The sequence below is a fragment of the Sphingobacterium zeae genome, assembly GCF_030818895.1.
Classification (GTDB): domain Bacteria; phylum Bacteroidota; class Bacteroidia; order Sphingobacteriales; family Sphingobacteriaceae; genus Sphingobacterium; species Sphingobacterium zeae.
In genome coordinates, this window is the sequence record NZ_JAUTBA010000001.1 from 2,914,338 (window position 1) to 2,939,789 (window position 25,452).

General features: G+C 33.0%; 16 protein-coding genes and 1 pseudogene. 12 read left to right on the plus strand and 5 right to left on the minus strand.

All coding sequences use genetic code 11. The features are described 5' to 3' along the window. Positions 1–4 precede the first annotated feature (4 nt). Entirely contained in the window at positions 5–1,501 is a 1,497-nt protein-coding gene (tnpC, locus tag QE382_RS12205) for an IS66 family transposase (protein ID WP_307185126.1), read from the plus strand. Position 1,502: 1 nt separating this feature from the next. Here the strand turns inward: tnpC and tnpA are convergent, their stop codons facing one another. Further along, entirely contained in the window at positions 1,503–1,619 is a 117-nt protein-coding gene (tnpA, locus tag QE382_RS23635) for an IS66 family insertion sequence element accessory protein TnpA (RefSeq protein WP_442475967.1), read from the minus strand. Between the two features lie 339 nt (positions 1,620–1,958). Between tnpA and QE382_RS12210 the strand changes: the two genes are divergently transcribed. Beyond that, positions 1,959–3,590, plus strand: coding sequence for a hypothetical protein (locus tag QE382_RS12210; RefSeq protein ID WP_307186127.1), 1,632 nt, complete (start codon positions 1,959–1,961; stop codon positions 3,588–3,590). On the opposite strand, the gene QE382_RS12215 is transcribed toward QE382_RS12210, so the two are convergent. Then, positions 3,574–3,822: a hypothetical protein gene (locus tag QE382_RS12215; protein ID WP_307186128.1), complete on the minus strand. Its 249-nt coding sequence runs from the start codon at positions 3,820–3,822 to the stop codon at positions 3,574–3,576. The genes QE382_RS12210 and QE382_RS12215 overlap by 17 nt on opposite strands. A 1,530-nt stretch (positions 3,823–5,352) precedes the next feature. Here QE382_RS12215 and QE382_RS12220 point away from each other — a divergent pair. From QE382_RS12220 to QE382_RS23555, 4 genes and pseudogenes are all read left to right on the plus strand, one after another. Beyond that, positions 5,353–7,206, plus strand: a complete 1,854-nt coding sequence (locus QE382_RS12220; RefSeq protein ID WP_307186129.1) for an AAA family ATPase — start codon at positions 5,353–5,355, stop codon at positions 7,204–7,206. A gap of 10 nt (positions 7,207–7,216) precedes the next feature. Beyond that, positions 7,217–7,381: a hypothetical protein gene (locus QE382_RS12225; RefSeq protein WP_307186130.1), complete on the plus strand. Its 165-nt coding sequence runs from the start codon at positions 7,217–7,219 to the stop codon at positions 7,379–7,381. Continuing rightward, a complete protein-coding gene (locus QE382_RS12230; RefSeq protein ID WP_307186131.1) occupies positions 7,378–8,247 on the plus strand; it encodes an HNH endonuclease in 870 nt (289 codons plus the stop codon). The genes QE382_RS12225 and QE382_RS12230 overlap by 4 nt, the downstream gene beginning before the upstream one ends. A gap of 151 nt (positions 8,248–8,398) precedes the next feature. Beyond that, positions 8,399–8,680, plus strand: a pseudogene (locus QE382_RS23555) (aldose epimerase family protein); the annotation flags it as partial. 456 nt (positions 8,681–9,136) lie between these two features. On the opposite strand, the gene QE382_RS12235 reads toward QE382_RS23555, so the two are convergent. From QE382_RS12235 to QE382_RS12245, 3 genes are read right to left on the minus strand one after another with little or no spacing between them, the layout of a single operon-like run. Continuing rightward, entirely contained in the window at positions 9,137–10,969 is a 1,833-nt protein-coding gene (locus tag QE382_RS12235; RefSeq protein WP_307186132.1) for a hypothetical protein, read from the minus strand. 40 nt (positions 10,970–11,009) lie between these two features. Next, positions 11,010–13,526, minus strand: a complete 2,517-nt coding sequence (locus tag QE382_RS12240) for a DEAD/DEAH box helicase (protein ID WP_307186133.1) — start codon at positions 13,524–13,526, stop codon at positions 11,010–11,012. Then, positions 13,526–14,476, minus strand: a complete 951-nt coding sequence (locus QE382_RS12245) for a HamA C-terminal domain-containing protein (protein WP_307186134.1) — start codon at positions 14,474–14,476, stop codon at positions 13,526–13,528. The genes QE382_RS12240 and QE382_RS12245 overlap by 1 nt, the downstream gene beginning before the upstream one ends. Positions 14,477–15,012: 536 nt before the next feature. Between QE382_RS12245 and QE382_RS12250 the strand changes: the two genes are divergently transcribed. From QE382_RS12250 to QE382_RS12275, 6 genes are all read left to right on the plus strand, one after another. Further along, positions 15,013–16,170, plus strand: a complete 1,158-nt coding sequence (locus tag QE382_RS12250; RefSeq protein ID WP_307186135.1) for a hypothetical protein — start codon at positions 15,013–15,015, stop codon at positions 16,168–16,170. Between the two features lie 549 nt (positions 16,171–16,719). After that, positions 16,720–17,928 (plus strand): AVAST type 1 anti-phage system MBL fold metallo-hydrolase Avs1a, encoded by a 1,209-nt coding sequence (avs1a, locus tag QE382_RS12255; RefSeq protein ID WP_307186136.1) that lies wholly within the window; start codon positions 16,720–16,722, stop codon positions 17,926–17,928. Continuing rightward, positions 17,912–23,719, plus strand: coding sequence for a serine protease (locus QE382_RS12260; RefSeq protein ID WP_307186137.1), 5,808 nt, complete (start codon positions 17,912–17,914; stop codon positions 23,717–23,719). Before avs1a ends, QE382_RS12260 begins: the two co-directional genes overlap by 17 nt. 224 nt (positions 23,720–23,943) lie before the next feature. Further along, the gene (locus QE382_RS12265) at positions 23,944–24,165 is read left to right on the plus strand and encodes a hypothetical protein (RefSeq protein ID WP_307186138.1); all 222 of its coding nucleotides are present in this window, start codon (positions 23,944–23,946) and stop codon (positions 24,163–24,165) included. Next, positions 24,155–24,394: a hypothetical protein gene (locus QE382_RS12270; protein ID WP_307186139.1), complete on the plus strand. Its 240-nt coding sequence runs from the start codon at positions 24,155–24,157 to the stop codon at positions 24,392–24,394. The genes QE382_RS12265 and QE382_RS12270 overlap by 11 nt, the downstream gene beginning before the upstream one ends. 94 nt (positions 24,395–24,488) lie before the next feature. After that, positions 24,489–25,388 (plus strand): hypothetical protein, encoded by a 900-nt coding sequence (locus QE382_RS12275; protein ID WP_307186140.1) that lies wholly within the window; start codon positions 24,489–24,491, stop codon positions 25,386–25,388. The last annotated feature ends 64 nt before the right edge of the window (positions 25,389–25,452 follow it).

Consider the following 25,452-nt stretch of genomic DNA (forward strand, 5'->3'; position numbering starts at 1 on the left):
GGGTATGGAAACAGCACTGGAAAATCTCTCAAAAGAAGACCTTATCAAGGTCATTTCCAGTCGTGACCAAGCCCTTGTTGAAAGAGATGAAAAGATAGATTACCTAGAGTCCCAACTCGCTATGTACAAGCGTATGCAGTTCGGGCAGAAGCGTGAGCGATTCGAAGGCGATCCAAATCAGACCATGCTTCCCTTTGAAGCAGCGCCGGCCGAAGTTATACAGCAACAGGAGGAAATCAAAGAAAAGATCGAGTATGTACGTAAACGACCTAATCATAAAGGACGTGCTAAATTACCTGCCCACCTCCCTGTAGAAGAGGTTGAAATCCATCCCGAAGGTGATCTATCCCAAATGGTTTATATCGGTAAAGAAATTACGGAAGAATTGGAATGCGAACCTGCAAGGTTCTATATCAAACGTTACATCCGTTATAAATATGCTGCCAAAGATAAATCTGCCGTGGCCATTGCCGAGCTTCCCGAGCGTGTAATCGACAAAGGAATCCCTGGGCCGAGCCTGCTTGCGATGATCCTTACCGGTAAATATCAAGATCATCTCCCGCTATACCGACAGAAACAGATCTTTGCCAGAGAAAATATACAGATAGCTTCCTCAACAATCGAAGGATGGGCCAGACAAGCCTTGGAGAAACTGGAACCACTCTATGAACAACTCGTCTTCCAGACCAAATCACAGGGTTATTTACAGGTTGATGAAACCCCAATAAAAGTATTGGACAGCGATAAAAAAGGCGCTGCCCATCAAGGCTATTATTGGGTGTACCACGCTCCATTGGAGGGAACCGTGCTGTTTGATTATAGCCCTACCCGTGGTGGCATTGCCGCTGTGCCTATGCTTGGAAACTTTAAGGGTTATCTCCAGACCGATGGCTATACTGTATACGAAAAGTATGGCAAAAAGAAGGAAGTGACGCACTTGGCCTGTTGGGCGCACGCACGCCGTGAGTTTGAAAAAGCATTGGATAATGATAAAGCAAGAGCTGAAAAGGCATTGCTAATGATCCAGAAGCTTTATGCCATTGAGCGGAAAGCCAAACACGAAAATCTAAGCGCAGAGCAGATCAAAGAACTTCGATTGACCGAATCCTTACCTATTATTAACGAGCTGGGCAAATGGATCTTTGAAGAGATAAAAAGCACATTGCCTAAAAGTCAGATCGGTAAAGCTATGGCGTATGCATACGCTAGATGGGATGCGCTATCAGCATACCTGTATGATGGAAATCTGCACATAGACAATAATCTTATCGAGAATGCCATTCGCCCCGTTGCACTGGGACGAAAAAACTACCTCTTCGCAGGAAGCCATGAAGCAGCACAGCGTGCGGCGATGATCTACTCATTCTTTGCTAGCTGTAAAAAGCATGAGGTGAACCCTTTCCAGTGGTTAAAGCATACCTTGGAAAACATCATGTCAATAAACCATAAAAACTTAAAGGATCTATATCCTCAGAACTTCAAAAAATCAGCAGACCTGTAGTTCATAGGCCGGATACATTGATCCCCCTTGAATCACAGTACTGCTTCTTGCTCATACCGCTCTGCTGCCAATCTGCTATCATCGACAGCATCTGATCTCTTTTTTCCTTTGAACTCATTAAGCAAACCTCGGAATTATAAAACGTTCATAAAATATGCACTTGGTCGGGCGGATACATCTATTCAGATATAGTGGTGGATTTTATAACCTATTTGAAACAATAGAGGTAATTAATTCAAAAAAATTAGACGACACAATTGAAGCGTTTTTATTAAGAAAATTTGAAAACGAACCTTATATCTATAATCTTCCTAAAATTTGTAAAGAGTCGTTGGTTTATCTTGTACGAAAGCGCCCCGAATTCCTCGAAAGGATTATCTCACTGGAGACGTTTTTAAACTCTAATGATGAAATAATTAGATTACTGGCTAAGCACTTAGACCTTAAGAATTTTAAGATGATAGAAAAATTCTTGGAGGATCATAGAAGTAGTTGGAGAATGGAAAGGATGATTAGCTTAAGTAAACTGGAGCTTGAAAATGATAAGAAGAATCCTATTTATATTTATATTAACAAGAATTATCCTGTTAAAACTCCCAAAGTTCTCAAATCATCCAAATCAATAATACAAAAAAGCAAATTAGAAGAATTTCGACGATTCTATTTGGACTATGAAGATTATTACTCCCCAGAATTGATCCCATTTTTAGTTCATAACTTTGAGGAACTTGAGCGTCAACTTATAGAGAGCGATTTAAAGTATGTAAAGCATGTTTTAGTTATGATTCTTGAAAACTATAATCCGGATAATTTCAGGATAATTATTGATGAAGTTAGTAAAAACCGAATCACTTTTAGTTTAAATCAAGAAACCTGGTTCCAAATTGAACTGTATTTTAATGCAGCATATCTTATTGGTGAAACAGGTCTGATAATGCAACATAGAGATAAGCTGCTTAAAACACTTCCAAGAATCGATGTTTCTGAATATCAACAAAAGGATGTACTACAAAATATAATCAGACTAATTGCCCCTATAACCACGGAGGATGAAGGAATCATTTATAATTTCTGTATTAAAAGAACAGATGATATGCTAGCATTGAGCTCTCATACCTTAGCAGAGGTAGCTATACATTTTAAACTACATCTACTCAATCCAGTACTTCTAATGCTTATAGAGAATCAGAAGATCCAAATTTTTGAAAAAGAAGAAGTATTGAGAGCATTTGGCTCCCTTTCTAAGGGAGAAAATGATTATAACGCTTTAAAACGTATTGTTAAATTGCGAAAATATGATTCCAGTCTTAAAGATATTGCTAATGCTGCATTAATCACTAATTACCAAGACCGAAATGCAATTATTTGGCGATTTAATGAATTACAAAAGAGGTTGAGGCCTTTTGACATGGATTTCAGATATAATGGTGCAAGACCTGTAAGTGAATTTGAGAGAGAAATGGATCGTCCTGAATTTCCTAAATGTTTTTATGGAATCATAAATGACTTAATCTATAATAATATGCTTAACCTTCTGACATTTTCATTCTCTATAAGAAATGATAAATTAAAAGTCAGATACAGTAATTATTTACAACAGATAGTATATAATTATTTTAAAACGTTTATAAATACTAAAGTACTCGCTGATCTAAAAAAGACAGTATCTCAATTTCCTGAAGTTTCACAAACATATTCCTTTAATTTCCATATAGATGAATTAATCAAGGATTTCTCTAGTCAAAGTAAGAAGCAAGAACCATTTATCACTGCAGTGCATAGCTTAAATCATATTTTGAAAAAGATCTACTTACCAGTAAATAGTAATGCAGAACTGCGAGAAATAATTTTAAACGTTGTTAATACGGATATCAAAAATCTTATAGAAAATGAGGGGTTTTATAAATTGGCAGGAGAAGTTAATGAAAAAAAAGTAGGAGAGGTGACTATCCAAAAAACTTTGAAGATAGCTTTAGAGAAGGCTTTGATGGATAGGGGGCTAAGAAAGTCAGATATTTTTAGAGAGGTAGAAAGCTATGATGGATTAAAATATGATTATCTTAAGTATAAAGTTAGCCTAACCCTATAGCAACCTCAAACGTGCATAAACCCAATGTGGGAAATTCCGAAAAATCGAGCTTAAGTAAGACAGCAGATACGTTATAAATGCTCAAACCTTGTTGATAATAATATTGAAGGGTAAATTCATCATCAGAATTTGCCATATTTAAATTTGACAGCATATTGGCTTCTTGAGCTGTTTCAGGCAACAACTTGATCAATACTTTGGTGTTTGCGAGTGTTTTATGTTGGTATTTCATATTTTTTACATAAATGTAAGAAATTCAAATTATTTTAACGATTATAATTTGAAGGATGAAAACCTAATCTAGTTTGGCTTTCATTGACTCTTTATTGCCCGAATTTCATTTTCCTATGGAACTCCTAATAAAAATGAAGGGGGTTCTTTTTTTCTATATTGGACCCGAAAAGGTTAACTCTATTATTATTGTTCTGGTTTTAAGATATAATGAAGTGAATAATGTAATAAGTTCTTTAACCTTTTATTTCGGCTTTAGTTGACATAGGATTATATTGCTTATTTATTTCAGTGGTTCAATACCTTTTATTCGATGCCATATAGATTAATTATTGGTATGGATAAACCTTTGTTTTTAAGATGGGGAATGAGTATCTCCTCAGCTTTTACAAAAAATGATTTGACAGAAAACCCTATTAAATTGATTTTATATTTTTCATCAAACCACTTAAGATTCGATTTTATCTATTTAGGTCTTGTATCAGGTGTGTCTAACTTTATCATCAAACTTTCGATTTCCTTTTTCAACCATTTCTCTAAAGTCACGGCTTGGAGACAGATTTTTATATTCAAGGCTGTAAAGTATTTTTTCGTTTTGATAGATGATTATTACATGATAATATATAGGTGTGGGTTTCGACTACCTGAGGCAGATACTAAACACTTCAGGTTTGTTTTAATCCTGCGGGTTATCTTCCAGATATAGTAGCCTGCTTAGTAAAATCATGTGTCTGTTTAATCTTCATGGCGAAATGTCATAGTTTTCAAATCCCTCAGTATTAGTTTCTATACCTTTTTTCCAAAGTGCTAAAATTTAATTGCAACGTCAAAATCATTGCTTGAAAATGGTCTCTCAATAGTTTTGACCGATTTAAATAATTCCGCATTACTTAATGCATCATAAGGTGTATTTTGCTTAAATGAAATAATACCTATGGCATTAATAAAGCCGCCAATTCTAGTGGATTAAATATTGATCTCTTGCGGAAAAACTTCAGCAACATTCCTGGGTGCATCCTTTCTTTGCTCTTCATTACCAGTAGAAAATGCTTTTGGAATGCATCCAAAGAATGTTTGACCTGCCCCTTTATCTTTTTTTTGTGAAATGGAAGCAATATTAAATTAACATCTTCTAGATGTTAATCTATCCAACGATCCGCGGTTAAATGTATTTTTGTGTCAATTAATTCATTTTTTCAACATTATTAAAACCGCACTATTTGGAGATTTCGGCATTATTAATCATTCAGTTTAGAAAATCGGTAACGATTTAATTCGGGTAATATTGACTATTTGAATGTTAAAATGATAAGCCTCAAATCAATTTTTTTTTGTTTTCATGGTTGTGGTCAAAGTGGTCAATTCGCCTTGGATTCGAATAGTCTCAATTCCCGAATTCTCCATCTAAGCATAGATTAGGCATTAAGGAAAAACGAGTTGCCATTTTATATTTAACGTGAACTTTTAAAAGATATTGGGGATTAGACAAACAAATACTCCTCTAATAGCAGAAAATAATTAAATTTACTGTATGATTAGTGTTTTTAAAAATTTTTACGATAGACCTGTTTCTCTTAACATAAAAGAGTTGAATATTTTTTATAAAGACCTTTCGGTATTTATAGAAACAAATCCTACTATGAAACTCAAAGATTTTCCTAATTCCATTGTTAAGAAATACTCTAAGCCAGACGTGAAAAAGGCATTATCTCAACTGTATAATCATAAATGTGCATATTGTGAGCAAAAAACTGATCTAACCATAGAACACTATCGACCAAAGACGAAATATTCATGGTTGTCTTTAGAGTGGAGTAACATGCTCCCCGTATGTTATAACTGCAGCAGAAATCGAACAGATAAGTTTTTGATTAAAGGCAAAGAGATAAATATGGCACAAATTCAATTTGTTGACAATTCTTTGATTGCTAATATGCCAATTTTCAAAAATGAACAACCCTTGCTACTTCATCCTGAAGTTGATTCTCCTGAAAATCACATCTCATTTGACTCAAATGGAAATGCTGTAGGACGTACAGAAAAAGGGCGTTATACAATCGACGTGTACTCTTTAAATCGTGATTTACTTATACAGAAAAGAAGCTCAATCGTTTCTACTTTACAAGATGAATTAAGAGAATTAGTAAAAGATTTTTTTCAGAGCACTTTTGTATTAAATGGTGATTATTTTGTTTCCAAAATTGGTAAAGATTTTGAAAATTTTTATAAAAGACTTTACAAATTGCAGAGTCCTACATCTGAATTCACTTCGCTTTATAGATCTATTTGGGAGAAGGATTTAATTGAAAATGTATCCTTTGTAGATGATCAGGAGTATAATAATCATATATATCACCAATTGCTCATATGGAAGAAGATTTTTGTCCTTAATAGAAATAAACTAATTAAAACTAAATTCAAATCAGCAATAGTGGGATTTGAACTTCAGAATTTTGAAGGTATTAGACATATCTCTTTATCAGAAATTGACGCTTCTACTCGGTGGATATTTCTCACTGGAGAAAATGGCTATGGGAAAACTTCAATTTTAAAAGCAATAGCTGTTGGGTTAGTAGGAAGACAGAAAGCTGATGATGAGGCACGATTTAAAATTGATGTGCTGTCACCTTCCACAGTTCGGTATCGAAAAAGTGTTGATGATAAAGATTATTACGATATTAACCAATTTATTTGGCAAAATGATATGTATAAACCTTATACAAGTCTAGCGGTATATGGCGCAAATAGAACTCAGATGTCGGACAATTATAAAAATCCTAGTGAGGAAAATGTTCTAGATAGTATTTTTGGTGAGAAAACTGAACTTCTCAATGTTGAACGTTTTTTAATTGATACTTATGATAGACCAGAATTAAAAAGAAAATTTGAGTCAATTGTGATTGCATTGAAGAAAGTTGTACCACAGCTTTCCGATATATTTATAGATACTAGCAGGGATATTTTAGAAGTTAAATATAAGGAATGTACAGAAGAGGGAGACAACTTTCTTCCTGTATCATTTAATGAATTAGCAACTGGTATGAAGGCCGTTTTAGCTATGGTGGGTGATATTCTTTGTAGATTTATGATTAATAAACCTATTGATGATACTCGAGATATAAAGGGTATTGTAATTATTGACGAAATTGACATTCATCTCCATCCGAAATGGCAAAAAGCATTGCCTACATTGCTTTCAGATGTATTTCCAGATGTTCAATTTATCGCTTCAACTCATAGCGCAATTCCTTTACTTGGTGCACCAAAAGATAGTGTATTTTTAAAAGTAAATAGGAGTTTAGCTTTTGGAGTCCAATTAGAACGCCTTAGTTGGTTCGAAGAGAATTTACCTAATATGCTTCCTAATGTAAATTTATACATCTGAATTATTTGGCATGGAGAGTATTAGCTCGGTTGCTAATGTTAATGATGTGGATATTATGACACAGGATGATATTAACGATGCAAACGAATTTAAAAAAAATAAAGAGAAATTTAAAGTATCTGATATCGATGACGAAATTTTTCTCAATGAATTAAAATCTCCGCTTCGGAAATGAGAAAAGTGAATAAGAATTTTTTGATTCGACCAAAGAGTTTGGGTGCATTCGGGGCTCCTTATCGAAAAGCATTAGGAATACTCAATCGTAATCGTAGTTGGTCTAATCAATCAACAGCATTGTATTCGTCGCCTTCTATACTTGAAAGTCTTAATAAAATCTATGATGGAAAATGTGCATACTGTGAGTTGATTCCTCAGGGAAGCCCTCTGCAGGTTGAACATTTCCGTCCAAAGGATAAGTTAGCGGAAGATACTAGTCATACGGGTTATTATTGGTTAGCATATGAATGGTCGAATTTATTGTTAGCTTGTTCGAATTGTAATAGTCGCAAAGGAAATCATTTTCCGATTAGATTTGTACCCAATCGAGTTATTACTCCAACATTCAAAAATGGAGAAATTTGCGAAAGGCATAACTATATCTTGAATGAGCCTCTTAAGGTTGAAAGTGGGATGTTATTAAATCCTGAGATTGATGACCCGCAACAACATTTGGTGTATTCACCTGTTGGTAAAATTTTGGATCTTACCGATCGGGGAGGTATAAGTATTGAAATATATGACCTTAACAGAGATGAGCTTTATTTGAACGGAAGAAAAAAGATCATTGATGAAATTTATTCAAAATTATTTAGAGTTCTTAACCGATATTTGAAGAATAATCGACACCCAGAGATTGTGATAGAAGATATTGAAGATATAATAAATGATATGATTGTACAACCAATTGTTGAAAAAAGCTCTTTTACAGCTTTTTTCAAATCATTGTTATTGCGATTTGATTTATATATAATAGATAGGTTTCCTCAACATAATATAAAATTTCTTTTAAGGAGGGCATATCGGAACGTTATAAGTGAATAGCATCGATATATTCTGATCATTAACAATCTATTTCATATCTTTTCTGCTTAACGGCCAGTTCCTTTTCCTTAGAATTTTCGATGTAAATGATAACAGTGAAACATCTTTTGATTTGAACGTTGATCTTATATCTTAGAAAAATACTAGAGAGAATTCGCTTCATGGTGGTAAATTTGAAGTCAGTAATAATGTCTGGGATGTATTTGGTAGTACCGATAAAAAAACTACGCACACATCTATCTCTGATAAAGAGGCGGGGTATCCCGAACCAGTGAAAATGGAGGTAATCTATATACTTGAGGATAATTATGGATTATCTTTTGTTTGTAAGGTAACAACGGATAAACAAAGAGTAATTAATCTGTTCAATCATGCGTATTTTAACCTTAACGGTGCAGAGGATCTTCAATTTAGGATCGTGAACGCAAATTAATGTAAATTTCATAACTGAAGCCGATAATACTTTGATTCCAAGAGTAAAGAAGTTTTCCGTTTGAGGAACAGTATTTGATTTTGGACACCCAAAACTAGTGGGTGCTTGTATTGGAAAAGACAACCCACCGTCAAAGATGGGAGAGGATACGACCGGAATTTTGTCCTCAACAAAAAAGATGGCCTTTAACAAGTTGCTTTGTTGTAGCGGTGAGAAACCTTAGTCGGATTTTTTCAATTTGAACAATAGTGATAAAATAAAGGAATTTGAGGACAATGAATTGAATATCGATAACGTTATGGTAAATATAATATTAATACATAATAATAAGTTGGTGCATAGAATAATAAGTTGGTGCATAGAAATTGAAAGCTAAATTTTTCCATTTTAAAGAACGTTTGAGGTATTCTTTGTAAATTTGAGTGCCTTAAAATTTCTATATCGAATTGTTATTATCTATCTAATAGAATGTTCCATTTCTTTTTCATAAATGAAGAAATGATCGTCGATGTTAAAGTTGATATGCTCATTCAAGAAATGAATTTTTCTTAATTTATCATCTTCCTTTCTTTTTAAATTGTCGATAGTCTTGAGAATAGTCGCTGGGGCATTAGGAAAATATTTAGGAAATTTGAAAAGAAATTCTTTGGTATTAACTAAAAGCTTATAGCGATCTTTAATAAGAAGCCCAATTTGATTCATTTTTGCTTCAATTAATTTTGTTTGCGGTTTTATATCTTTAATTGGTCTGCTAAAGAAATCTAATGGGGGATCATGTAGCAGCATATTTAAGCTTATATTAAACTCTTGTGCGAAGTTAACAAAATCTTTCTCAAGTTTTTTTAGCATGCTAATTAGATCAATGTTAGTAAGAACTTCCTTGTACATGAAATCTTCGTACATCACTTTAACAGAAGCTAGTTTTTTGTTATTTTCAATTTCTTCAAGAAGATTTAGAATGGCCGCAAAATTGCCGATATTTTTTATTTGATGATAACCTTGTCTGATTAATTTGGAGAGTTTACTTATTGGTGTATCCATATCAATACAGATATTCAGTAAATATTCGATGTCTATCAATAGATGGTAGCATTTCTCCTTCGGATTTTCTATTTTACCTGTGTGGGAGAAACTATTTCTAAGATTTGCTAAATTAAACTCATAATAATCCATGGTATAATCGCTATTCTCGTAATAAGTTCTTATTATTTTGGCTTTGTCAGTTAATGAATTTTTCGATTTTTTATTGTCAGTTATTAGGAGCATTTCTGTGAAAATCCCTTCAACCTGTGGTAATGCTAGTGCATAAAGAGAATACCATTTTTTCTGCTTGAGGAGATATTGCATTTCTTTAAAAATTTCTTTACGTTCTTCAATAAGAGGTAGTCCTTTCAAACATTGCAACAACCGCTCAAAGAAATGCCCCGGCTTAATTTTTTTTTCAAAGCCAATATTTATAGTTTGTGTATAATTATGAGAATTAAAGTGCTTTGGATCGATATAGGCTACTTTGTTTCTAAGTGGATTAATTAGTCTATAATCAATCCTTTCAAGATTTAAATCGTAAACTACCTTGTTTGTATGACTAAGTAATTCTGTATAGGGGAAATCTTCATGAAAATCTACTTGCTCAAATATTTTGCTAATGCTTTCTAGCCTTGAAGATCTATTTTTTACAGATTTTTCTTTGGCTCTATATAGTAAACCACGTAAAATATATTCTACAATCTCCTCCTTTTTAGCATTGGCTCTTTTGTAAAATTCCAACTGCATCCTTTCATGATTGTTGCCCGGTTTGACAGGATCAGCTATATATTTTATTATAAATGGTTGCGTTTTGTAAAAGGCAAGAATTTCTTCAACTTTGGAAAGATGTTTACGTGCCTGTTGTTCTAGAATATTTTTAATATTCAGTATTTCCTTGCCAATATCCATAAAAATCAATAGAAAATGAACAATAGCATTATTGGAACTCCTTAAAAACTTTGTTTCAAATAGAATTTTTTGACAATATTTGGTAATTGAGTCCTTATTGTTTTCAAGTTTTCTGAAATTAAAATGCTGTAAAGCTTTGTATGCAAGTTCAGTTGGTGTTAAGCTAAAGCAGTCTTCAATAGGTATTTTTGAATTAAGTATTTTTGAAATTTCCTTTGTATCAATGCGCCCTTGGGAATAATCTTTTAGATTAATCAGTGTGCCTTTCATTCTATTATTATTAAAATGGTTGTCTAATATATTGACGTTTTTTTTGTTAACGCTTTTTATTCCAGATTTTTCCTTTACCATCATTTAGGTGGTCATTGTTATTAAATATTAAAGTTTGATTTAGTTAAATCTTACTTAAAATATCATTTTTAATTATTGGAGACAGATCTAATTGATCTATATTCTGTTTTCTGATCCAGAGTAGGGATTCTTCCCTGTTCATATTTGTATCTGTAATATATTTTGTAAGTTCAACTACTGTATTTCTGGTTAGGCCCAAGGATAGGAGAGATAGATGGGTTTTCTGCGAAACGCCGAACTCTAACCATAGGTTCAATTGAGGAATTTGTTCTACTAGATCATCTCTTTTTATTTCTTTTAAAAAATATCTCAATATATCTATATAACAGCTAGAATCCTTGGCAAATCGGAACCTGGCAAAAGTTTCTACGTTATCCATTACCTCCCGAATAACTACATGTATTGTTTTTTTTGTTGCATATTTTTCCTTTTTTTGATAAGAATTGTACGTTGCTCTTATTATATATGACAAAGGTTTGCCTGCCATCCAGTTAATGAGTAAAATAGCACGGGGACTGTTTAATTGATATTGATAATTAGATATGGTTTTTCCAATTCTCGCCACTAATTTTGTGTATTCGTCAAATGCATTAGCATCCTCTGGATATACAGGAACAAGTTCTTCAATTACGTTTGATTTCGATTTAAAGTAATTTAGTAGATTTTGCTGCGCAATGGGGGAGATGCCCGGATTGTGTAAAATAATTTCATTCGGTAAGTCAATATTTTTTTGAATGCCATCAAAAAGTCTCGAGAGCTGCTTAGTTATTGTTCGTTCCTCGGGTAAACGTTGCGTAATGAACTTGCCATAAAAATAACCAAATGCAAATTCAAGATCTTGTCTTGATTCTGCTAGTTCCCGAGGTGTCCCTTCATCTATGTATTGAATTAATTCATCTATATTCTGTTCGACAACATCCAATGCACGAACAATTTTTTGTTTCTTTTTTTCAGGTGTTGGCGGATTTGGCCAATTAAGAGGTTCTATGCAAATGATATTACCGCTGAATTCCTTTCCCCAACGTCCCGCGCGACCTGCTAAATTCCAAAAATCATTATGGGAAAGCGGTTTATTTCTCCCTCGATTTGGTTTTCTGATAAATATAGACTTTGCAGGTAAGTTTACACCTTCTAAAAGTGTTGACGTACATATTAAATATTTAATTTCCCCTGTTTTAAAAAGTTTCTCAATTTCTTGTCTGATTATTAATGGCATGTTTCCATAATGAAATGCAATTCGACGTTCCAAGACCTTTGCTAATCTATAATCATTATGGACAGTTTTTTTGACTAGATCAATTAAAAGTTTGTTATTAGATAGTATTGGTTGGTTTTCTTCTAAACTATCAAATAGAATCAGGGCAATTTCTTCCGCTTCAGCAGCTCCGTTAGCATATATAATATTTCCCCCTTCATTAGCAGAGAAGGCGATCGAAATAAAAGCCATTTTTTTCATTTCTGTTGTCGGCCGATCAGGTAATTGGATTGTGCCAAGACGGAACTGTTTATTAGAAAATGAAAGCTTTAATTCCCATTGGTTAGACTTCATGGGTACCTGGGTACAAAAAAGAAGATTTTGATTCACAGATATAAACTGCGTATTAATTGGTGCAGATACTTTTGAAGAGGGAAGGTCTTCTAAAAGAATTTCAGGGTTTTCTGTAAAGGGACTTGAAAAATAAACTTTTATAGCTGGATTTCTGATTATTACCTCTTCAATTTTTTGTTGTAAAAGAATTCCTCTGTAAGAATCTTCAATTTTATGCGCTTCGTCAACTATTATCATATGAAGTGGTAGATCTGAATGTTCTATCATGAACCAGTGTAGACGTTCTTGTGTGAATATAAATACGTTCGATTCAGTATTTATAGCATCATACTGTGGAACAGTAGATAAGTTTATATTCTGAAGATCAAATCTTGCAAACAATGATATCAAATCGTCTTCCACCTGCGCGATCAGCGCCCTTGTAGGAACAATGTATACTACGTTTATTTGCCCCTTTAGTAATTCTTCTGCAATTATATTACAAAGGATAAATGATTTACCGGCTGATGTTGGCGCAGATATACTAATTGCATCATTTTCTAAATGGCCATTGTACACTCTACTTTGAAACTTATTTAAAGAAACAAGATTGTTTCCAATGTTTACTGAATGTTCAAATTCAGTCTTGATATTTTGTAATTTAAATGGTAATGGCAAGTGATTTTCAAAGTCGGGAGAAAGGAATTCTCTTTCTATTGCTAATTTAATAGCTGGTCTATTCGTTAGACTTTGTAATATAACTGCTGCTGCTTGCTTTTGTGTTGGAGTGGTAGTACTTTCACTTATCGCAGATTGAGAAATTCTTAAAGCGGCATCTAAATGGTCATTGATATCGGAATAACTAAGCGCACTGGCAATTCCGATAACATTATTCCAATCAATTTGTAGTAATAATTCTTCACGGGGAGTTGACCAGGTCAAGTCATTGATTGTAGTGCTTACACTTAGAATTAGAATTGTATCGTATTGTCTTTGGAAGCTTGTAAGATTGAATAGTTTATCAGCCAACATTACTTTATTGTATTTAAATAAATTTTTCTAAACTCTGCTACAGAAGGAAATGGAAGTAAGAAAACAAGGATTTCTTTTAATTTTAAATTGTCATGCTCTTTTATCTTATTTATTAGCGTTTTATGCCAATTTTCGATATCTTTTTGCAGTTCTTCTATAATGGTTTCGGTTGATTTTATTACTCCTGGTATTGGATAATTACTGATATCAAAACCAATAAAACATAATCCCTTGTAAACGATCTGGTTTGACATGTCGTCATCTTTATCAAAATACCTCACTAAAGCATTTTCAAGTTCTGGGTCATTAACATTTTGCGTTATGTTAGCTGTTATAAGTTGTAGATCTCTTTCTTGTACTGAATTTGCTGAAAGGGGATCCAGAAGATAAGATTTTAGACTTTTCATACATTGGCTCATAGCATCATTCATGTTGCTATACATTTTAGACTCTCCCCAATATAAATTTAGCGTTGATGTTTTATTGTCATATTTAACATGAATACCATCCGCGCCTTGATAATGAAGTTGCCCAGAAGTTTTAAGTGACATTTTGCTTATTAATTGTGGAATTTTTAAAAATTCTTGAACCAATATATATAGTAGAATTTCTCCACCCTCACCAGTTCTCTCCAAATTAGTAAATAATCCTTCTGCCTTTTTTCGAAGTCTCATTATTTTACTTGTTGATCCAGTACATTTAAAATATTCCTTTGCATCATCAATCTCTTTTTTAGGAATTGCGTAGTCTAGGATCTTTTCATCTATAAAATCTACTAAATCATTTACTCTTAGATTATTGTTGGCGTCAACTTTTAAGCAATAACAATGGCACGTCGTTGATGTATCTAAAAGAGATACGTTGGCTTGAACTACGCTTACACGCGAATTTATTTCGCCTCTTGAGGAAATTAAAAGCCTGTCGATAGCGTCTTCAAAACGTTTATTCATAATATGGCAAATTAGTAAATTATAATAAGTAGGTCATATGATTCACTAGCTGGAAATTTAATAATTATACAAGTAAAATCTATCGGTTAAATATAATTAAAAAAGAAGAGGATACAAAGAAACTATTTCTGTCGATAATTAGCTGTTAATTTACAATGACTGCAGATAATTCAAGAGTTGGAAGCTATTTTTTGTTTTCAATTTGTTGATTTAATTTCTTTAGCTCAGTGGTACAAAAATCTTCAATTACTTATTATTAGTGATGTCCCCGTGCTATCGACCCCGAGAATTCTATATTTAGTTTAGACCATTGGATCAGTAAGTCAATCCGATTTGATATATAATTAACGCTAATCATTTTACAAAATTTCTTTTACCACAAAATGATAATTAATCCATTGGGGATATAACGGATTCTAATGCTTTAATATTCATTTGTAATGCAACTTTGGGCCTAAGGAATGATGTTTATTTATTTGATATATGTAAAGCATATGATAAAATTGATTATCTTAAAATATTCAAAGAGCCAATTTATGACAGAATCTGAATTTTTATTGACGAATATTAATAATAGTGTCTTTTTTAAGGAATTTACATTTTCCCAAAATGAATTGCGGCATCCCTCTGGGAATACCAAAGAATTGGCCGATAACGTGGTATGGATAGACGACTTACTGATTGTTTACCAAGTTAAAGGGCGAGAGCGATCTCATATTAGGGATACTAATAGCGAAGAGAAGTGGTTTGAGAAAAAGGTTGAAACGGTGGCAAAAAAGCAAGTGAGAGATACAATTTCTTTTTTCAAAACCTATAATTCTCTTCCGGTTAAGAATGATAGGGGGCAGGAAATTGACATTGCCGAGGCGAAGGTTCATCAACTCATCAAAATGATAGTTTATGATCCTAAAAGTGAGTTGTTGGATCATAAACGAAAACTTAAGTTTTTGGAGAGTCGAACTGTTGGTATGATTCATTTATTTCATATTGACGACTATGCAATGATTTGTAAAAAATTGGTAACGCCTTCTGAATTATCAGAATATTTAGAATTCAGAGAAGAGATGTTTTTGAAACATAAAAGCGCTATTGGAGCAAGGAGGGAGGAGTATTTGTTGGGACATTTTATAACTACTACAAATACTCTTGAGATCAACGATGAATACACTAAAAACATAGATAAAATCTCCCCTTTAACACCATCGTCAGATGTATCTTGGATCTTGAACAATTTTTTTAAGAATCTGGTTACATTTAGCGGTGGAAAGGAAACAGATTATCACCATGTAATTAAAGAAATTGCTAAGCTTAATCGAGAAGAGTTAAAAGCGTTTAACGAACGTTATTATTCAGCTATTGAACAGGTACGTAAAAATGATTTTGGATTTCCATTTAGGTTTACATCTTCAAAAACAGGCTGCGGTTTTGTATTCATCGGTCTTCAATTGACTCAGAAGGCATATTGGGAAAATGCACTTTTTAATTTTACAGAGATATATAAATACAAGCATAAATTGAACAGATGTATCGGGGTTGTGGTATACAAAGACGAAGAATATATCCAGATTAATTGGGCCTTGTTAAGGGGATCTTGGATTTATAATAAAATATTAGAAGAGTATGTGAATAGTGAAAGCGAATATTACCCAAAGAGTGAGATTAATTTTCTGCCTAGATATCCATTAGAACCGTAGGAATAAACAGTTGGCAAATTTTTTGAAAAATAGCTTGTAAATTGTTTAAGTGATCCCATTCAAAATTAGAATTTTGAATGGGAGAGTTTCTAGAAACCTCTCTGATGGAGAATAATTTGGTTGTCTGTTGTTCGAAAAAAGATTTACGAAGAGATAAGATAAAAGAACCAATATTCAAACTAATAATATCGCTGAATTTAATATTAAAGATAGAAAAGCATTTTTTGTAAAGCATTTTATGAGAATCTAGGCGGTTAAATAGTTATTTACATTTTATGATTTGTTTGAGTTTTGTTTTCGTACAAGCGCCACCTCAATTCTTGCATTCTTAGATTTGAAATAATTTTCATTTTTGCAGATTATATTTGGATCTGAATAATGATGGCGGGGCTTATACAACGAGGTTTATTTTTTAATGGATTATATTTCTATTTTCTCTATCTAAGTAATTGATTAACAAAAGAGAGGGATTAAAGAAGCTATTGATTTAATATCATATGTTAAATCAAGCGTAAAATGATTAAATTTAAAGTAGCTAAATATTAAAAAGTGAAAATTTCAATTCAGGTATTTCCCGCAAAAAATGGCGATAGTTTCTTAGTAAGTTATGGAAGTGAAGTTTATAGAAATATTTTGATCGATGCTGGTTATTCCCATACATTTAATCATTGTATTCAAAGGGAATTGGAAAGGTTAGCTGCTCAAAATGAATCGCTGGATTATTTAATAATAACCCATATTGATTCTGACCATATTTTAGGTGCTATAGCATTATTGAAAAGTAATTTCAAAGAGAATTTTATTAATATTAAAAATATATGGCATAATGCATTTCGGCATTTACATAATCTCAACGATCTACCTGAAACTATCGATCATCGATCAAAAGGCTTATTAAATCGTGTCATATCTCGTGGATTCAAAAAATCAGAGGTAGATCATAATAATGGAGAGGTTAGCGCAAAGCAGGGAACGACATTGGCGGCACATATCCTGAAGGGGAAATATCTCTGGAACGCTGAATTTAATGGTAGAGCTGTATGTATTGAAAATTCGAGAAGAATTCAGTTAGACGAAAACTCATCTATTTTTTTACTATCACCGGATTCCACTAAACTTGAAGCATTAAAAAAGTATTGGACAGGGAAGTTAGCAGAGTATGGTATTGATTACTCTCAATCTGCCAAGGAGTTATATGATGATGCTTTTGAAATGCTAATGAGCTGGGAGAAAAAAAAAGGTGTTTCAACTGAGGGACCAAAGTCTTCGACGTCAGAAACAGTTGAAACCTTGTTGCAGGAAATAGATATTTGTGATACTACCCCTACAAATGGTAGTTCTATCGCATTTATAATTAATATCCAAGAAAAAAAACTTCTATTTCTTGCTGATGCTCATCCGGATATCGTTCTTAAATCCTTAAATGAATTTCAATCTGCCGGATTAATTTTATTTGATGTAATCAAAGTAGCCCATCATGGAAGCAGTGCAAATACAAGCAAGGCATTGTTGGAAAAAATAGATGCAAAGAAATATATATTTTCAACCAATGGATATAAAGATAAGCATCCTGATAAAAGTACAATAGCACGTATTATATCTAGACCAACCGGTTTTCGACGAGAACTGATATTTAATTATATTACAGACAATTCAAGATTTTTTGATAATCTCGAATGGAAAGAGAAATACAATTATTCTATAACCTATCTTACAGAAGAACCTTATACACTAAGACTTAATGGAGAAAATTTTTAATTTTAAATCTGCAGAGCACGCAGTTGTTCGAATTTCTTGTGGTGATAAAAACGGAACAGCTTTTTTTATAAATTCTGACGACGAACGTTATCTGCTTTTAACATCATTTCATACAATATCCAACTTCTTAGAAGAAAAGATTTATCTAGAGTTTGATGATGGAATGAAGACCGTTGCTTCTGTGATTACCAATATTAAAGAAAGAGATGTTTCCCTAATTGAAATTTGCAAAGTTCAACAAAAGTTTGAAAGTTTTCCTTTGGAAGGTCGTCTTCTGGCATATAATGCTGATTGGGAAACTTTTGGATATCCAGCAGAACGTATTACCGCTGGAATGAGATTAAGTGGGAAAGTATCACGAATCAATCAAGGTACAAAGTGGGACATTGATTTACAATGTGATCAATACAATAATCTTTCAGATTTTGCTGGAGTATCTGGCGCTCCTTTAATTGTCGATGGTTTTGTCGCTGGTGTAATAGGATATGATATATCTGGAGGGCTTGCAGCGACAAGTATAGAAAGTATTAAAGACGAACTTTTGAAATGTGCTGTCATGCTATCGACAGGGGAACAGGGAGGTATTCCATCTTCGATTGAAGACGAACTGCCTGTCACCACTCCAAATTTAGATGTCGTTGAAAATATTGAAGCTACGATTTTAAACCAAACATCAAGTTCCTATTTTATACTTACTGGTAATCCCGGTTCAGGGAAGACAACAATCGCTGCACAGTTTGGATTCAGAAATTCAACTTATATCATTTGTGACAGGTACTTTATCAAAGTGCCAGAAAGAGAGAATATTCCAACTGAAATCCGAGCTAAGCCCGATTATTTCCTTAGATGGATCGAAGAAGTCTATAACAGGGTACTTTATAACGCACCTCCAGAAAAGTCTAAGGAAAAAGAAGAAGAAAAACCTTATGAAAAACTATTAAAAGTTAAAGAAGGTCTCTCTTTACTTGCGAAATTTTATAGAACAAGAGGAAAAACCGGTTTAATCATAATTGATGGTCTAGATGATATTCCAATGGGTTTAAGAGAAGAATTCTTATCCATATTGCCAGTTAAATTGGATGATGGTTTGAAAATTTTATTTAGTTGTACGTCAAAGCAGATTCTCACATTGACATTTCAGTCAGAAATATCTGTTGATGATGAAATAAGAGTCACACCATTGTCTCTTGAAAAATCCATTTATTTCCTAACAGAGAAACTAGAGGGAAAAGGTATTACTCAATCAAATATCCAGGAGCTTGCAGTTAAATCAGAGGGACATCCATTATATTTACGATATTTAGTAAAATATATTCTTGGCCAGGCCGATATGTCATTTCTGGATAACTGGATAGATTCAATTCCATTGATAGAAGGTGAAATAGAGAAATATTACAATAAAATCTGGCAGCTGATTGAGCATGAGGTTAGCGAGATTTGGGTTGCCGGTACTTTATCTAGGCTTCGGGTTGGTATTGAAAGTGAAGAACTTTATGATTTGGTTCCTGAAGCTACCAAAATTTCTTTTCCAGTAGCCTTAAATAAAATTCGACATCTTCTAAAGGACGATGATAATCTCATTATTTATCATACATCTTTTTCTGATTTTGTAAAGAATAAAACTTCATCGCTGGAGAAAGATATTCATGATAATATAGCGAAATATTGCGAACGAAGTGACGATTCTTTTTTGACAGTATCTGAACTTGTCTTTCATCTTTCCAAGGGTAAAAATAGGAACCAATCGGTTATTAAATGTGACCAAGAATGGGTTGATAAATGTACACTATACGGCATTAGCCCTGATTTAGTCCTTTCGGATATTAGAAGGATAATTTCTATTGCTGCATCGGAAGGCATTGCGCATAAAGTGATTGATCTTTTGCTGTTATCCCAACGGGTTAGTTTTAGATACAATACACTTTTTGATGAAAATGCTACATTTTTGGTTAATGCGTTACTTGCTCTTGGAAAATTTGAAGAAGCTCTTCATTATGTTGTAAGAAATAAAACATTAGTTGTTGCTGATGGCGATGCCCTCTATCTTTTACAGAAGTTCTACGAATATGGTGCCGATCTTCAGGCAGAATCACTATTGCATGCTATAAAAAGAACCTGCATCTCAATTATTGAAAAGGGAATGGATTCTGAGTCTTTTGCCCGGTTTGTCAGACTTAAGTTTCGTTCTCTAACTCTTTCTTACAATAGTGACTTTGATAAAGTTTATAAAGAATTTGAGGAACTTGAAAATAGAACAATTAGAATATTAAGGGATAGTAACCATCCAGAATCAGTAATCCATAATTTTAAAGACGATATTGGTTCATACAATATGGGGTATTGTATATCGCGATTTAAATTTCCTCCTTATACAAAATATTTAGAAGAAAATAACCTTTTCAAATTTAATTCAAAGTCTGCTGGATATACTGCACTATGTATTACGCAAGCCCATATATTTAACGAAATCAGCCCAATAGAAAATTCCAATGATAATATACTTAAATGGGTTTCTGATCTTGAATATCAAATTGATACCTATGGAGTGGATACGAAATATAATTTAATTATTTTGGATGTATTGATTCGTTATTCGAATAGAGTGGACATTCTTGACAGTATTTTCAGTGAATTGTTTAAAGTTGCTCCGACGATTAATTTTAGGAAATCAAATGGCGTGGATTTTAATAAATCATCTGTTGAAGAATTCATGTTATTTTCAGAGACGAACGGATTTTTACATGAAGAATATCCTTTACCAAAGATATTACCGTACAGTTTTATAAACTGGGAAGAAGCAATTGCAAGTCGGTTTGATTGCCTTGGTACGATAAGTGGTAAAGCCAAAAGAGCTTTCGGAAATTTTTCTTTGATTGAGTCACTCAATGCGGATATTAAGAATTTTCTAGCCGTTATTAGTCCTAATTTAATAGATCGGATAGATTGGGAAAGATCTTATGATCTACCAGAAAGCATATTACCTGTGCTATATGATAAAACAATAAAAATTCTTGTCGAATTCTTCCCTGATTTATTAGATCCTTTTATAAATAAAATAGTTGAAAAGAAGAATTATCAATTAGGATTATACACAGAAGGATACATCGATATCCTTTTCTCCATAAGTAATGTGCTAGCTAAAAAATCATTATACGAAGAAAACACTTTCCAGATTTTAAGAATTTTGGAGGATCATGTTATAAGCACTGTAGAAAATCGATGGGAAAGGAATGAATATCTTTTGAGATTGGTCGAACTCTATGCAAAAATAGGAAACATCGGTAAAGCAAATATGATGTTTTCTCAGATGATAAATTATTCTATGGGACCATCTTGGTATAAAGAGGCACAGTTAGGAATAATTAATAGTGCTGTTTCAGCTATGGGTTCAGTTGGGGGAAAGATGGAAGTAATGAAGAAATTCGCTTCACATTTACATCATGCCTCTGGAGAAATGACCTTTCAACGATATGTGAAGCAGCAGCAGGAGCAATTTGTTGGAGATTTGACAAAAGTTGGTCTAATAGCTAAAGCAATTGATTATTTTAGATTCTTACTATTTCCCGATTATAAAACAATAATTGAAAATGCCGAAAGTGGAGTTGTCGATATGCCTGAAAAAGGGGTGGGATATGTTTTAGGTGCTCGGTCTATAGAGGAACAAGCTGGCATTTTGGACATGTTAATGAGTGTGGATCTAAGAAATTCAAATGTTATTTATGCTTTCACGGAACTATTCATGCTCGGAGATGACAGATATATGGATGGATATGTTAAGATCCAATCTCAGATTTTAGACACTACTGCATTATCGGACGATAAGAGAATGCAAGCGGTCGTTAGACGGATGATAAGATTTTACATTGCCGAACTTACGGGAGAATTAAGAACTGCATATGTAAATGCTTTAAAAAAATATGTGAATGAGGAAATCTTGAACGTTTTAAAAGATGAATTTCGATATTTCGGCGTAGAATTAGAATTTAATAAAAAAATAGAACAAGAAAGGTCATATGAACCTACGGATTTCCTTAGCAAACTTCCTCAAGTAAAAAAACAGGTAGAAAGTAAACTTAGAGTAGAAAATAAATCTGCTGCTCGAAGACTAATTGTTGACGCACTTGAAAACGTACAAAAGAATAGGTATCCTATTTGGCCTTCTTATTATTCTTCGACTATTAATGAATTAAGAAATCTGTTAAGCGATTCCTATGACAAGCATGAGGATCTTATAAAAGATATCCAGAACCTGATTGTTAATGAAGCCACGCATGAAGAATGGGTAATTGCAGATCAAATCATTAATCTACTCAGAAGTATGGGTGATAATATTGAGCAGCAGAAAATATTGGAAGTAGTCGAGCACCATATTTCTTTAATGGTTAGGACTCCGTCTGAGGTAGAAAACCAATATAATTTTTTATTGGAGCCACTCGTAAAGGACAAAAGTGAAGAAGAACAGTTATTACAACTTCTAATCTGGTTCCTAAACCACCCATCATTGGTTTTAAAAAGTAGAACAATGGAAATTATTACATGGCTTGCAATTGAAGAACCTAATCTGATTTTAAGAAGTTTAATCGATGAAATACTTTCAGAGGGATTTCAGCTTTCGAAAGAGCTTTCTGCTGCAGTGATTCATCAGATAGCAGATGCTAAACCTGAAGAATTCTATTGTGTTTTCCAACAAATACTTAAGGAAAAAGGGGAGGCCCTTCTTGAGGTTAGACATCTAATGATCCAAAATTCACTTATAGAAGCACTTCAAATTGTGAGGGATCGAACCAGTCTAGATTCTTCAGGTTGGCTAACACGTTTTCAGAATTGTTTCATAGAAAATAGCAATGTAAGCTTTGATATCGAAATTGAGGAGGATTATCTTAGTGCCTTCGAGTCTGAATTATATTCATTGAACGAAATCGGTGTCCTGAACCATCAATTTGAAGCGGATCTAAATGCGCTTATTGACGTATTATGTCCTTTGCCGATAGAGGATTGTCTGACAGCGAATTTTTATATAAACAGGAGCTTTAATAACTTCAATGAAATAGAGTTAGTCTCAGATTTTGAAAATATTGTTAGGTATGCAATAAATACGGTAATTTGTCCAAAGGTACCGAAGTCCTTATTAAGAGATGTTGCAGATGTCCTTCGTTTCTATCAGCCGACTTTTCCTGAAAATAGATTGGATCTTAAGTTGAATGAAAGCAAAAATATAGGTAAACATATTAAATCCCTATTTTCCCCGGATAACGCTTTATTTAGGCAGATTTTTAATGATGAAAACAACATTGTGTTAAGTTATTATGAAAGCCAACATACCGGTCCGAATTTGAATTACCGATATGATCAGGTAGAAATTTCAGCATATCTTGTCCACTTCACTTTGTTCGAAAAAAATAAATATAATTTGCGCCCTGAAATCTATAGAGCGAATGGCTACCCTGAAAATGGAAATTTTATTGATAATAAAGGCGTAATCCCGTTAGTAATTTCAAAAGGATACTCAGATCCTGTACCTGGGAGTGAAGTCGTTCCATCGTACCCGAATATGGCGTTTTTTAGTGGGCTCCATCTGGGTGATGGTGAGATGCCAAGTTGCAGATATTGGCGGTTTGGTAGGATTTGGGAACAGAAAGAACAAGGGTCGTTTCAGAAAAGTGGATATTCTGTTATTGTACCTAAATATGTCCTTGACAAATTTAAAGATGAATATAAGTTGATATGGAAAGTTAGGCACAATATGAAATCAGTCCTAATAGATGTGTTTAATAAAGATATTTTAAAATAATGAAAGCTCCGATTAATCGAATAGAGTACGAAAGAAATATTAATATTTTGCTTGAGAGTATTAAAAAAGGACGATTTCAAACCGATTTTAAACCGCACATAACAAGTTTGATAAATATTAAAAAATCACCTAATCGCCGTTTTGAATTCAAAACGATCGACGAAAATGTAAGATTGCTTGCCAATATGGAAGCTCACTTGAATAGTAAAAATAAGATTTAAATTATGCCAATCAATAGAAATGAATTTGAACATAACATCTGGCTTTTGTCAGCGGTAAAAATCAATGTTACTAGAGAAAGTGTCAAAGTAATGCAAGGACTTAGGGAAGCTAAGTTTGCACCTAATAAAAGAGTTAATTTGCACACTGTCAGTGAATCTGCTCGATTAATGGCAAACAGCATATTTAGTTTGATGATCAATCAGGAGGAAAATAATGCCAAATAGCAGACGAAGCCTCGAACGAAACATGTATCTTCTAAATGAACTTCTTTCTAGAGGTAAAATCAAGATCAATGTAAATGAGCGAAATATCACCCATGGGATCCAAAATGTTAGGCGAGCTCCAAATCGAAGGAGTTATCTCAATTCTATTAGTGAGTCTGCAAATGCTATAGCAAACCAGGGAGTTGCTATGGCCAAACGTTTTGGAGATAAGTTTTATGAGGATGACTAGTACTAACTAGATTTTTTTGATTACATTTCCATTCAATGCCCAATTTCGCAACTATGGATATTAAATTGTATTCATTGAAATTAATAAGAAATAAATGATGACTAAGAACACAAATGAGCACAAAATAATATCAACAAAAGAGGATTTAGATTATTTAATATGTCGAATTGCCTCGAAAGATCCTTTTGCTCATACTTTTAAGTTTGACGTTAGAGCGTTGTTTGTTCAACTAATTAAATCCCTTGGAATTAATTATGAAGATTTTGTCCAACATTATTTTTATTACGATGAGAATAGAAACTTACATATTTCGGAAAGTGAACGTGGTTTCGTATGGATTAGCACCTATGGTTTAGTTGCTAAAGAAAAAACGACAGATAATAGTATGGTAAATGCCTGTGCGGTACAATACTATATTTTATCTCTTCTAATAAATAAAGCTATTGAAGTCATCGAAAAGAAATCCGTTTATGATGTAGACTCATATGATTTTGGACAATTGACTGAATTAACACCAGCGCTTTTCCAGAACATTATATTTTATATTGAAGTATTTTGTAAAGCCTATATTAATCTGAATGGAAAAGTGCCCAAATTTGATCATAAGTTAGCAAATGTATACTCCGATTTAAAACGGATTATGTACGAAAAAAGGCATAACAATACACATTTTCAAGCGAGAATTGTTGACTATTTAGCTAAGATTATTGTATATGTGAACTCCATCCCGGGAGATTTCAAAGAACAATTTGTCAAGTATGATCACAATAAAGAAGATCATACTATTATTAGTTTTAGTCTAGTAAATTTAAAGGAAATGAAATATGTATTTTCTTTATGTGAAGATTTCATTATGGATTTTTACTATGAAAAGGGAAAAAGTCATTATTTAGTATCTGGTCTTTTTGAATCTTTGATAGATATGTGTAAAAATAAAGAACAGGAGGATGCAATAAAAAATTCATATAAACATCTTCTTTATGAGGACATTTGATAAATAATAATATACATTTTTATGTCCTAATAGCTAGTAAATTAATATACTTAATTAGAGTGGA

What these genes read in the sequence shown, in the direction of transcription:
- tnpC (WP_307185126.1), top strand. Translation starts at nt 5, where the DNA reads ATGGAAACAGCACTGGAAAATCTCTCAAAAGAAGACCTTATCAAGGTC.
- tnpA (WP_442475967.1), bottom strand. Translation starts at nt 1,619, where the DNA reads ATGAGTTCAAAGGAAAAAAGAGATCAGATGCTGTCGATGATAGCAGAT.
- QE382_RS12210 (WP_307186127.1), top strand. Translation starts at nt 1,959, where the DNA reads ATGATAGAAAAATTCTTGGAGGATCATAGAAGTAGTTGGAGAATGGAA.
- QE382_RS12215 (WP_307186128.1), bottom strand. Translation starts at nt 3,822, where the DNA reads ATGAAATACCAACATAAAACACTCGCAAACACCAAAGTATTGATCAAG.
- QE382_RS12220 (WP_307186129.1), top strand. Translation starts at nt 5,353, where the DNA reads ATGATTAGTGTTTTTAAAAATTTTTACGATAGACCTGTTTCTCTTAAC.
- QE382_RS12225 (WP_307186130.1), top strand. Translation starts at nt 7,217, where the DNA reads ATGGAGAGTATTAGCTCGGTTGCTAATGTTAATGATGTGGATATTATG.
- QE382_RS12230 (WP_307186131.1), top strand. Translation starts at nt 7,378, where the DNA reads ATGAGAAAAGTGAATAAGAATTTTTTGATTCGACCAAAGAGTTTGGGT.
- QE382_RS12235 (WP_307186132.1), bottom strand. Translation starts at nt 10,969, where the DNA reads ATGATGGTAAAGGAAAAATCTGGAATAAAAAGCGTTAACAAAAAAAAC.
- QE382_RS12240 (WP_307186133.1), bottom strand. Translation starts at nt 13,526, where the DNA reads ATGTTGGCTGATAAACTATTCAATCTTACAAGCTTCCAAAGACAATAC.
- QE382_RS12245 (WP_307186134.1), bottom strand. Translation starts at nt 14,476, where the DNA reads ATGAATAAACGTTTTGAAGACGCTATCGACAGGCTTTTAATTTCCTCA.
- QE382_RS12250 (WP_307186135.1), top strand. Translation starts at nt 15,013, where the DNA reads ATGACAGAATCTGAATTTTTATTGACGAATATTAATAATAGTGTCTTT.
- QE382_RS12260 (WP_307186137.1), top strand. Translation starts at nt 17,912, where the DNA reads ATGGAGAAAATTTTTAATTTTAAATCTGCAGAGCACGCAGTTGTTCGA.
- QE382_RS12265 (WP_307186138.1), top strand. Translation starts at nt 23,944, where the DNA reads ATGCCAATCAATAGAAATGAATTTGAACATAACATCTGGCTTTTGTCA.
- QE382_RS12270 (WP_307186139.1), top strand. Translation starts at nt 24,155, where the DNA reads ATGCCAAATAGCAGACGAAGCCTCGAACGAAACATGTATCTTCTAAAT.
- QE382_RS12275 (WP_307186140.1), top strand. Translation starts at nt 24,489, where the DNA reads ATGATGACTAAGAACACAAATGAGCACAAAATAATATCAACAAAAGAG.